The following is an 8,146-nucleotide window of genomic DNA, read 5'->3' on the forward strand; positions in this document are numbered from 1 at the left end:
GTCCGGTCATTCCATGTATCGTGGCGTGCTGATCTTCCAGCCGCGGCGGCGGGGCGCGGTGATGCGCCCGGCCTGGGGTTCTGCTGTGTTCCGGGCAGCGTCCGATGCCTCCGCAGGCGCAACACTCGGGGGCTCGACCCCCGCCTGCGTCTCCAGCTGCCGCCACATCCTCTCATCGAAGCGGTCAGCGCCAAGGATCCAGGCGGCGGCGCGCGCATAGACCCGTGTGTCTAGCGCTTCATTGCGCTCGCGCAGCTTTTGCCATTCCTGCCGGGCATAGCCGCGCTTGTCGCGGATCGTGACCAGCTGCTCGGCGACGAGTTGCTTCAGCCATTCGCTGTCGGCCCAGTCGGGCAGGTGGATTGTGCCAGCCGGATGCGGCATGCCCAGCGCGATCTCCTCATCGCTGGGCCGCTCGATGCGCAGATACCGATAGGTCTCGGCCTTGAAGGTGGCCGTGGCCACGGTCCAGAGGCGAGCCCCGCGTTTCAGCTTCCGTCCGTTCACGGTCGCATCGACATAGGTCGGCCCCGAAACGGGTGTCGCCCGGTTGAACCCTTCTAGGCCTTTCACAGGTGCGACCTGCGCGATGCCCTGCTTGCGGGACCAGGCATAGACGGCGGCGGATTCGTAGCCCGTATCGATCGCGAGTTTCGCCAGCGTCATAACGGCACCACGCTCGTGGACCCAAGTCTGGCTAAGAAGCGCAGTCAGCGTCTCCCAGCACGCAGGATCATCCGGCCCGCCTGGAATGACGATGTGATCCACGAGCCAGCTGGTCATGCCGCGTCCCCAGGCCCAGATATCGACCTCGATCCGGTCCTTTTGCACATCGGCGCCCGCGGTCAGGAACAGCCCGCCTAAGGGGATCTGCTCGGGGAAGGCGATCCGCCGATCCGCCAGCCGCTGCCATTCTGGCGCTTCGCCCGACTCGACCCATGTCTCGCCAAAGAGCGTGTTGCGCGCGGCGCGCAGCATCTCGTCGGACCCTTGGGCGGCAAGCCAGTCCCGCGCGATCTGCTCCCAGCTCTTCCAGCCGATGGGCGAGTAGAGGGCAGACAAGTGGAACCCGATAGATGTTGGGTCTGCCGATACGGCCGTCGCCCGCCACTCGCCTTGCTCCAGCATCTGCGTCTTGTGATGCTCGGCGATGGGTGTGTCGCAGCCTGCGCAGTGATAGGCTGCCGTTTCCGGCTGTCCCTTGTCCCAGCGCAGCCGTTCGAACTCCAGCCACTGCATATGTCCGCAATGCGGGCATGGCACGAAATACCGGCGCTGGTCAGAAGCCTCGAACTCCCGCTCGATGCGCGATAGCCCCCGGATCGTGGGGGTCGAGACCATGAACACCTTGCGCCGGTGCGCGAAGGTGGTGGTGCGGGCTTCGGCCAGCGTGACAGGATCGCCTTCCTCATCCGCCGAGGCCGGATAGGCATCGACCTCGTCTAGGAACACATAGCGCGCGGGCATGGACCGCAGACCTGTGGCCGAGTTCGCACCGGTCAGCACCAGAATGCCTCCGGGGAATTCCTTGGACAGCATGGAATTACCGGCGTCGCGCGAGCGGGCAGGACTCACGCGTTCCTTCAGCGCAGCGCTGTCCTCAATCAGCGGATCGATCCGGCCCCGCGAGCTGCGCTTCGCCATTTCCACTGTGGGCAGCACCCCCAGCATCGGGCCCGGCGCGTGATGGATGACAAAGCCGATCCAGTTATTGCCGGCCTCGGTCGCGCCGACCTGCGCGGCTTTCATGAAGCTGATCCGCTGCGCCGGGTGGCTCGGGGACAGCGCGTCCATGATGCCGCGTAAGTAAGGCGTGCGGGCCGTACGGTACCGCCCGGGCTCGGCCGAGGCCCGCGAGCTGAGCCAGCGATGCGCATCGGCCCATTCCGATACGGTCAGGTCAGCATCGGGGCGCATGCCGCGCCGCCAGGCGCGCAGGATGTCCTCGGCCCCGTCAAACGCGAGGTCCAGATCCTCGGTCAGGGCATGGTCATCTGCTCCTTTGCTGTCATGCAAGCGAGACCCGGAGGTCTGCGAGGGCGTCGAGCTGCTCTCGGACATGGGTTTCCAGCACCCTTTGCAGGATCGCAGTCTCGAGTGTCACGGGGCTGCCCGTTGCGGCCTCCATCTCTGCGGCGAGTTGTGCGGCCATCAGCGCCGCCACGCGGGTGGGCCAGGTGACCCATGTATCGCGCTCCTGACGCGCAAGGCGAAACACCAGCGTTTCGGCCCGCGCGCGATCGACCAGCACACCTTTCTTCTTCTGGATTGCGAGCTGACGTTCCTGCGCCTGGTAGACCGTCAGCGCCGTGCGCGCCTTCAGATAGGAGGTGCTGTCGCCGGGACCGGAAACAGCGCTCTCGTTGGCACCCGATCCAGCACGCGCCCGCATCTGCTGATCTGGATCCGTCATGGCGCCGCGCCGGGCATCAGACGCTGCCGCATTGATCGAGCCATCGGCAAAGAGTACCAATCGCCCGTTTTTGCGCGCCTTCTGCACGGCGCCGCGCGACAGACCGGACTGGGCGGCATAGGCGCGTTCAGACAGACCTTCCATGGCAACAGGGTGAGCCTCAAGATATTGGTATTAAACAGAAATACCTGTCTTATTCAGTTGATTACACTCGCCTTAAGAGCGACTCTGTCAGCAAGGAAACGGTGCATCGCGCACCCGACACAGCGCCCGAAAGGACCAAAACCATGACCATCGCAATCCCCTCCGACACGACCCGCATCTTCATCGACCGCACCCGCTTTGTGCAGGCAATGAGCACCGCCACGCTGCAGGGCAAGCTCAACGAGGTGAACCTCAACGCCGAGGTTTTTGAAATGGCCGGCCGGGTCGGAATCGACTGCCTGACGATTGAGCTGGGCGATGTTGTCCCGGTCCTGAAACAGCACGGGCTGATTTGAGAGCACGCCGCGCGCCAACAACGCGCCCATCGTCGATCACGTCCCAGACGGAGAACACCCATGTCCAGCACCAAGACCATTGATCCAGCCATTGCCCGCGATTCCCAGCTGATGGAGATCGCCGAGCGACACTTGTTTCTCGAGACCCTTGAGACGCGCAATTCTGATGCGCTCGACTTCCACGACACAGCGATCTGGGCCATTCGCTCCGCGCTGGAGGCGGCGTTTGAGGCTGGGCGGCGGGCGGGTTCTACCGCAGATTCCGACACAGTTCATTTTTGAAAGGACATTTCCATGACGGCCATGACGACAATCCGGATCAACCACGATGCCCTGCCGCGCGAATTCGACGCGAGCCGCCCTGATATCGTGGCAGAGATCATCCAGACCGCATTACGCGGAGGTGGCATCAAGGCTGATGCCTCGGACGTGATCACGCATATCAGGATCGACATTCCCACGGTGCAGCTCACCGCTGCCTGCACTATCCTCACAGAGCTCAAGCTGCTCAGATTGGCCTTACAATGAGCACGCGCGCAGATTGCCATCCAGATCGGGCCCGAGCAGTGGGCACATGTTTATTGCCTCTGTGGTTGCCGCCCAGTGTGCAAGAAGATTCTGACCTTCAAAGCCGGTGATCGAGTGCGGTTCTCTGTGAGGCCTTTACATACGGCGTTCGCAGGAGCCGCTGGCCAGTATGGTGATCAGCGGAGCGGGTCCAAATTCATTACTCGTGCTTCTACGCGCTAGCAATACAGCTGGTTTTCCCGATCCCGATCGTTTCGATCATTTGCCCATTCAGGTCGTTGCCTTCTCACACGTCTATACCGACGTCAGGTTGCGATGCGCCGCTCTTGTGCGTGCCTCATGCTGCAATCCCCATCGCCGGATCTCGATAATCCTGCTGTTTCGTAAGCATCGCCCATATGGCGCGCGCCATCTTGTTGGCCAGCGCGACGGCGACCACCATGCGGGGTTTTCTGGTGCAAATCCGCGCCAGCCATGACCCCCTTCGGCGATCCCTCTCCTCCCTGCCCAGTTCAGGCGTGACATCGCGCCCATGATAAGCAGTTGCCGAATATCTGCCTGACCTGCTTTAGACACGCGCCCAAGCCTTTGCTTGCCGCCTGATGAGAACTGCCGGGGCACAAGCCCAAGCCACGCCGCGAAATCCCTACCACGTTCGAAATTCTCCATGGACGGCGCAAATGCTTCGATCGCCAGCGCGATCAGCGGTCCGACACCCGGCATGGTCTGCAGCCTGCGCGCCGTGTCCGTCTCAGCTGCCAGCTTCTTGGTCTTTGCATTCTTCTCTGCAATTCGGTTGGAAATCTGCGTGATCTGTTCAATCAGTTCATGACATTCCTCCCGAACCAGTTCAGGCAAGTCGGAGTTGGGTGCCGCGATGATCTCCGCGATCCGCGGGAGGTGCTTGATCCCCTAGGGCACGACATGCCCGTATTCATAGAGAACCGAGCGGAGGGAGTTCACCAGGTCGGTGCGCTGGTGGACGAGACGCTCGCGTGCACGAAACAAAACCGCGCTCGCCTGCTGCTCCTCTGATTTTGGCACAACAAATCGCATTTCAGGCCGCTGCGCCGCGATCACGATCGCCTCGGCATCGGCCGCATCGTTTTTCTGGCGCTTGACGAACGGTTTCACATAGCGGGGCGCGATCAGTTTCACGGCATGGCCCAGTTTCTCCATTTCGCGTGCCCAATAATGCGCGCTGCCGCAAGCCTCCATCGCCACGATTGCTGGCGGATGATCCGCCATGAACCGGCGGAACTGTTCGCGCGTCAGCTTCTTGCGGAACTTGACTTCGCCGCTGTCAGAAGCCCCGTGGAGCTGAAAGACGTTCTTTGCCAAATCGACCCCAATGATCGTATCCATCGTCATAATTGCCCTCCTTCCATGCGTTCGTGGCGATTACCGCCACTTTGGCATATTGCGATGCCCTCGGGGGAGGGCGGCAACCATTCCATTCATTATGACGGCTACCCGTCGCATATGCTGCCCGCGCTTGCCCCATGGACGCCCGAGGATATTCTCGCCGCCCGCGAGATCCGCGCGGTCCGTGCGGGCGAGATCGAGGCTTTTGTCCCGACCCGCGATCCGGTCATCCTGCCTCGACCCACACGCCAGTTCTGCCATCTCTATCTCTGGATGGGCGGTCGATGGGTCGAAGTCATACCTGAAGACGAGTGAGCTGAACGTTCCGGGCTGAGGGCGCATGGCCCAAACCGGAATGATCAGAAAGCAATGATATTGCTCAGAATTCTCTACGATCATCGCCGCTCTAGAGCGATGGTTGTTGCACGGAAACGATGCAACTCGACCAAGGAGCCCCCGCCATGACCTGCCGCACAACTGACAATTCCACAGCCGTCGACGCCTTCCTCGCCGCCAAGGCCGAGATCGACAACATGCTCGCACGCCTCACCGCGCTCAGCGACGATCACTTCGAGACCGACCCCGACGAGATCCATTGGGGCCATGTCGGGACCCTCAGCCACTACCGCGACAGCCTGCGCGAGATCTCGGACGCCGCCTTCAAGGAGGGCGAATTCGCAGAGTGATTGCCGCAGCGCCACCTCGGCCCGCCGCATGGCGGGCTTGGGGTGCTTGAAGGCCGGCGATGATCGCGGCCCTGATCACGGAGACGACCCATGCCTAAACTCACCGACACCCAGAGCCTTGTCCTCAGCCGCGCGGCGACGCGCCCCGGCCATCTGGCCATGCCGTTGCCCGAGGGGCTGAATGGCGCAGCCGCCCAGAAGGCCGTGACCGCGATGGTCACGCGCGGCTGGCTTGAAGAGGTCGATGCCAATCTCCGCCGGGGCGAACCGCTCTGGCGCGAGACCGGCGATGGTCACGGCACCACTCTGATCGCCACCGAGGCCGGGCTGGCGGCCATCGGGATCGAGCCGGTGGTAGCCCGCGACAGGCCGAAACCCGTCGCCATCCGCGCGGGCACCAAACGGGCGCAGATCATCGCGCTGCTGCAGCGGCCTGACGGGGCGTCGATCGCCGAGATCGTCGCGGCCACTGGCTGGCAGGCCCATAGTGCCCGTGGCCTGATCTCGGGTGGGCTGAAGAAAAAGCTGGGGCTCCAGATCACAAGCCAAAAAGAGCAAGGGCGCGGGTCGGTGTATCGGGTAGTCTGACGTCGAAGGATGTCCTTTGCCGTCATTGACGGGTCGCGCAGCGAGGGTCGGCTGTGAGCCCACATTGACAAATGCTGCGCCGCGCACGAATGGCCTCTAAGGGTTATTGATATTAATGCCTCAGGTGGATAACCTTCGCCCTGGTAAGCTGCCCCGCCGACTACATTCGGCGGTCCAAGGTCATCAGCTCTTTGGGTGACCGTGCAACAAAGCACGGTGGCCAAATGCCCAATATACCCAAAGCTGAAACGCCCATAACCCCCATATCGCTCGTCAGAACCGCCCTCCCCATCGGAGCCTTCTATCTGACAGAGATCCTTGTAGGGCTGACCGATCTCGCAGTTGTGGGCGCGCTCGGCACAACCGATCTTGCGGCGGTTGGTCTGGGCAAAACTATTCTGTTGTCCGTGATGGTGATTGGCTTCGCCGTTCTGTCCATAGGGACAGTATTAATGGCGGAAAAACCAAATCCAGCGCGGTGTGGTGCTGTCGTCTTGGCGTCTGTCGCGATGATCATCCCCTTCGTCACCTTGGCCATAATTGTCGCAAACGCCTCTGGCGCGATATTGACGGCAAGCGGGTACGATCCCGACTTTATTGTCGCTTTTGATAGATATGCAGGCATCCTCGCATGGGCCATAGCTCCCGCACTTCTGTTCTCCGTGCTCAAGAACGTCCTGAATGCAGTGGAGAGGACAGCTGCAATCACGTGGCTCTCTATTGGAATCGTTCTGGGAAACCTCATGACAAGCATTGCGCTGGTTCATGGCATTGGCGCGTGGCAAGGGCTCGGTGTGGCAGGTGCTGCGTGGGCGACACTTGGGGTGAACGCCTGTGCCGCAATTGCGCTTTTGGGTCTCGTGCTCTGCTCGGATCATGTGAGAGTGCGTCGGCTTCGACGCCATGTCGTTGTCCGCTTCATGGCCGATATCATCCGCCTTGGATGGGCGGCGGGCGCGCAACAGGCGCTTGAAAGCGTTCTGTTTATCGTCGTCCTCTATCTTTTGGGGCTTTACTCCACCTTATGGCTCGCCGCCGGAACATTGGTTTTTGCAATCATGGAACTGAACTACGCCGCGAGCGGTGCATTGGGGGAGGTTCTGGCTGCGCGTATCGCCGCAAACCGTTCAAAAGGTCATGCAAATCTCACTCGTTTGCTTCGCATTGGCGGAATAGTTGCCGGGGTTGTTGCCGCATGCATAGCTCTAGTTGCGGGAATATTCGCGGACGCAACCGTTACGCTTTTCTCAAGCTCCGACATATCGTCGGAGGTCAGGTCTTTGATGGTTAATCTGCTCCGGTGGACAGCTCCATTTTTTGTGTTCGACGCTTTGCAGATCGTCTACATCCATGCGCTGCGTGGGCTACGTCAAACAGTCATGCCGATGCTGCTGAGTACGAGCTGCTACTGGGTCGTTGGATTGGGTGGTGGTATGTTTCTTGCCGAAGCTACAAGCTTTGGTGCGCTGGGCGTTTGGATCGGATTTTGCCTTGGCCTCGCATGTGCCGCTGTTCTATTGTCGACAATAGCATTTTGCGCTGCCAGGCGTCTAGGATGAAGAAGGATAGGGCAGCATCTGCGTTTGCAGACATTGGCTAAGCCGCAACGAACGTTAGCAGAGTCCGCAGAGCTGCCCTAGGCTACCGCCTGCCGACTGCCTCAAACAGCCTGCGTAGCGTGTAGCTGCGGATCAGGGAGATCGCGGTGAAGACCCCACCTAGTGCCAGGTTCTCGCCGAGGCTCGCCTGCAACCCAAACCATGGGAACACTACGATCTGGGCCACGACCGCCAGGACATAGCCCACGGCGACATTGGTCGCGGCTTCAATCAGCGACAGGCGCCGTGACTGGGTCATGCCGCCAGCCGTTTTGCCTTAAGGGAGGCAAAACTCTCCCCGGTCTCGGCCAGCACAGCGTCCTCGCCCGTGAAGGCCTGCCATTGAAGTGGTCCGGCAAATTTGGACAGCGTGCTAAGATGTATCCAACGCGCACGAATGGATACGAGAATGACAAAGCGACGGAACTTTTCAGACAAGTTTAAAGCTGCTGTGGCGCTTGAGGCGCT

At 61.2% G+C, this 8,146-nt stretch carries 11 protein-coding genes and 1 pseudogene; 7 read left to right on the forward strand and 5 right to left on the reverse strand.

Annotated features, from left to right (window positions below; all coding sequences use genetic code 11):
* Positions 1–6: 6 nt before the first annotated feature.
* Positions 7–2,061, reverse strand: coding sequence for a phage terminase large subunit family protein (locus ROE7235_RS14975; protein ID WP_183073530.1), 2,055 nt, complete (start codon positions 2,059–2,061; stop codon positions 7–9).
* Positions 2,009–2,557, reverse strand: a complete 549-nt coding sequence (locus ROE7235_RS14980) for a hypothetical protein (RefSeq protein ID WP_121096309.1) — start codon at positions 2,555–2,557, stop codon at positions 2,009–2,011. The genes ROE7235_RS14975 and ROE7235_RS14980 overlap by 53 nt, the downstream gene beginning before the upstream one ends.
* Positions 2,558–2,700: 143 nt before the next feature.
* Here ROE7235_RS14980 and ROE7235_RS14985 point away from each other — a divergent pair, with 143 nt between their 5' ends.
* The 3 genes from ROE7235_RS14985 to ROE7235_RS14995 are packed head-to-tail and all read left to right on the forward strand — an operon-like array spanning position 2,701 to position 3,441.
* A complete protein-coding gene (locus ROE7235_RS14985; protein WP_147434226.1) occupies positions 2,701–2,913 on the forward strand; it encodes a hypothetical protein in 213 nt (70 codons plus the stop codon).
* A gap of 60 nt (positions 2,914–2,973) precedes the next feature.
* Positions 2,974–3,195: a DUF6900 domain-containing protein gene (locus ROE7235_RS14990; protein WP_121096311.1), complete on the forward strand. Its 222-nt coding sequence runs from the start codon at positions 2,974–2,976 to the stop codon at positions 3,193–3,195.
* A 12-nt stretch (positions 3,196–3,207) separates the two neighbouring features.
* Positions 3,208–3,441 carry a hypothetical protein gene (locus ROE7235_RS14995; RefSeq protein WP_121096312.1) on the forward strand — a complete coding sequence of 78 codons (234 nt, stop codon included), beginning with the start codon at positions 3,208–3,210 and terminating at the stop codon, positions 3,439–3,441.
* 337 nt (positions 3,442–3,778) lie between these two features.
* Here ROE7235_RS14995 and ROE7235_RS15000 read toward each other — a convergent pair.
* Positions 3,779–4,812: pseudogene (locus tag ROE7235_RS15000) on the reverse strand (IS110 family RNA-guided transposase).
* Positions 4,813–4,866: 54 nt separating this feature from the next.
* On the opposite strand from ROE7235_RS15000, the gene ROE7235_RS15005 reads away from it, so the two are divergent.
* From ROE7235_RS15005 to ROE7235_RS15020, 4 genes are all read left to right on the forward strand, one after another.
* Positions 4,867–5,121 carry a hypothetical protein gene (locus ROE7235_RS15005; protein ID WP_121096313.1) on the forward strand — a complete coding sequence of 85 codons (255 nt, stop codon included), beginning with the start codon at positions 4,867–4,869 and terminating at the stop codon, positions 5,119–5,121.
* Between the two features lie 146 nt (positions 5,122–5,267).
* A complete protein-coding gene (locus ROE7235_RS15010; RefSeq protein WP_121096323.1) occupies positions 5,268–5,492 on the forward strand; it encodes a hypothetical protein in 225 nt (74 codons plus the stop codon).
* A 90-nt stretch (positions 5,493–5,582) separates the two neighbouring features.
* The gene (locus tag ROE7235_RS15015) at positions 5,583–6,080 is read left to right on the forward strand and encodes a DUF3489 domain-containing protein (RefSeq protein WP_121096314.1); all 498 of its coding nucleotides are present in this window, start codon (positions 5,583–5,585) and stop codon (positions 6,078–6,080) included.
* 224 nt (positions 6,081–6,304) lie between these two features.
* Positions 6,305–7,639 carry an MATE family efflux transporter gene (locus ROE7235_RS15020; RefSeq protein WP_121096315.1) on the forward strand — a complete coding sequence of 445 codons (1,335 nt, stop codon included), beginning with the start codon at positions 6,305–6,307 and terminating at the stop codon, positions 7,637–7,639.
* A gap of 82 nt (positions 7,640–7,721) precedes the next feature.
* On the opposite strand, the gene ROE7235_RS15025 is transcribed toward ROE7235_RS15020, so the two are convergent.
* Positions 7,722–7,937 carry a DUF7220 family protein gene (locus ROE7235_RS15025; RefSeq protein ID WP_121096316.1) on the reverse strand — a complete coding sequence of 72 codons (216 nt, stop codon included), beginning with the start codon at positions 7,935–7,937 and terminating at the stop codon, positions 7,722–7,724.
* A partial coding sequence (locus ROE7235_RS15030) for a hypothetical protein (RefSeq protein ID WP_220669575.1) occupies positions 7,934–8,146 on the reverse strand: 213 nt, incomplete at its 5' end. The genes ROE7235_RS15030 and ROE7235_RS15025, both read right to left, overlap by 4 nt.

The sequence above is a fragment of the Roseinatronobacter ekhonensis genome, from assembly GCF_900499075.1.
In the GTDB taxonomy this organism is placed as follows: domain Bacteria; phylum Pseudomonadota; class Alphaproteobacteria; order Rhodobacterales; family Rhodobacteraceae; genus Roseinatronobacter; species Roseinatronobacter ekhonensis.

Bases quoted from the DNA above. Each gene is read 5' to 3' on its own strand.
- ROE7235_RS14975 (WP_183073530.1), bottom strand. From the start codon at position 2,061: ATGTCCGAGAGCAGCTCGACGCCCTCGCAGACCTCCGGGTCTCGCTTG.
- ROE7235_RS14980 (WP_121096309.1), bottom strand. From the start codon at position 2,557: ATGGAAGGTCTGTCTGAACGCGCCTATGCCGCCCAGTCCGGTCTGTCG.
- ROE7235_RS14985 (WP_147434226.1), top strand. From the start codon at position 2,701: ATGACCATCGCAATCCCCTCCGACACGACCCGCATCTTCATCGACCGC.
- ROE7235_RS14990 (WP_121096311.1), top strand. From the start codon at position 2,974: ATGTCCAGCACCAAGACCATTGATCCAGCCATTGCCCGCGATTCCCAG.
- ROE7235_RS14995 (WP_121096312.1), top strand. From the start codon at position 3,208: ATGACGGCCATGACGACAATCCGGATCAACCACGATGCCCTGCCGCGC.
- ROE7235_RS15005 (WP_121096313.1), top strand. From the start codon at position 4,867: ATGCCCTCGGGGGAGGGCGGCAACCATTCCATTCATTATGACGGCTAC.
- ROE7235_RS15010 (WP_121096323.1), top strand. From the start codon at position 5,268: ATGACCTGCCGCACAACTGACAATTCCACAGCCGTCGACGCCTTCCTC.
- ROE7235_RS15015 (WP_121096314.1), top strand. From the start codon at position 5,583: ATGCCTAAACTCACCGACACCCAGAGCCTTGTCCTCAGCCGCGCGGCG.
- ROE7235_RS15020 (WP_121096315.1), top strand. From the start codon at position 6,305: ATGCCCAATATACCCAAAGCTGAAACGCCCATAACCCCCATATCGCTC.
- ROE7235_RS15025 (WP_121096316.1), bottom strand. From the start codon at position 7,937: ATGACCCAGTCACGGCGCCTGTCGCTGATTGAAGCCGCGACCAATGTC.